This is a genomic window from Frigoribacterium sp. AC759 (genome assembly GCF_979256015.1).
This window is the reverse complement of record NZ_CEEDMT010000171.1, coordinates 1-240: the sequence shown is the minus strand read 5'-3', so window position 1 is coordinate 240 and position 240 is coordinate 1. Positions and strand designations below refer to the sequence as shown.

1 pseudogene is annotated in these 240 nt (G+C 70.4%); it reads left to right on the top strand.

The features are described 5' to 3' along the window. Positions 1–240: pseudogene (locus ACZ6JE_RS15530) on the top strand (dolichyl-phosphate-mannose--protein mannosyltransferase); the annotation flags it as partial.

Sequence of the window (240 nt, the reverse complement as noted above, 5' to 3'; positions counted from 1 at the left end):
GGGTCAGGGCGGCTGCGAGGTCGCGCGCTGCGGCGAGGCGATCACCTCGGTGGCGAACCCGGTCATCTTGTACGCGGCCGTGGCGGCCTGTCTCTACCTGGTCTACCGGGTCGTCCGCCATCGCGAGTGGCGCTGCGGGGCGATCCTCGTCGGCGTCGCGGCCGGCTACCTGCCCTGGCTGGCCTTCTCCGACCGCTCGGTCTTCCAGTTCTACACGATCGCGTTCGAGCCCTACCTCGT